At 47.4% G+C, this 1,052-nt stretch carries 1 protein-coding gene; it reads right to left on the reverse strand.

Annotated features, from left to right (window positions below; all coding sequences use genetic code 11):
- The coding region (locus R7Z77_RS24180; RefSeq protein ID WP_318136904.1) for an SLC13 family permease at positions 1-1,052 on the reverse strand (1,052 nt) is incomplete at both ends.

Raw genomic sequence — 1,052 nt, forward strand, 5'->3', positions numbered from 1 at the left:
GCTCAGATTCGAAACGCTTGCCCGGCACCAGCACTAAAGTATCGCCCGGAGCTAAGGTAATACTGCCCAATCCACCTTCCAAGCGCTCATGCCCACGACGAATGGCGACAACAACCGCATCAAAACGATCGCGGAAGCGGCTTTCTTTCAAGGTCTTATGGCAGAAGGTTGCAGAGGAACTGACCACCACTTCAATAAAGTTTTGACCATTCAAATGCTGTTGCCCAAATAGAGTCAGCCCCGGAATTTCTTGCAAGGTCGCCACACTTTCGACATCGCCACAAAACAGCAGGCGATCTTTCGCTTTCAGCACGAAGTCGGGGCCAACTGACGATACCGTCACGCCATCACGAACCACCTCTGCAAGAAACAACTTACGCAGTGCACGCAGATTGTTTTCACTGATGGTACGGCCAACCAAAGGTGAACCAGGTTCAACACGAGATTCAAGGAAATACGGTAAGTCTTCTTGGTTTTGGTCATCGTAACTTGGCAGCAAATAGCTCAGCGGAATAAGAATTAAAAGACCACCCGCTAAGACAGCCAAGCCAATCATCGTCGGAGTAAAAAAGCTCAGACTCGGTAGCCCTGCATCTTCCACAAAGCTATTAATAATAAGGTTGGTCGAAGTACCGATAAGCGTTACTGTGCCGCCAAATATCGCCGCGTAAGAAAGTGGAATCAGTAGCTTAGAAGGCGCGTGCTGTTGATTGCGTTTAATCGCACCAATCAAAGACACAACAACGGCCGTATTGTTGGTAAAGGAAGACAGTAAGGCGGTCGATAACCCAAGCTTGGCGATCACACTGCCTAAATGACCTTCTGAAATACTACGGCTCACCCAACTGATCAGTAACGTTTTTTCTAATGCACAAGAAGCGAGAATCAGCAGGACCAAAGTTAACAATGATGAGTTGGTAAAGTTCGCAGCAATGGTCGTGGAATCCATCATTCCCGCCATGAAAGCAATAAAGGCTGCACCAGCAAAAACGTAGCTCGGCTTAATCTTAGTCACAAGCAAACAAGTGATAATGCCAAGCAAAATCGCTAAT

This window comes from Vibrio sp. 1401 (genome assembly GCF_033340295.1).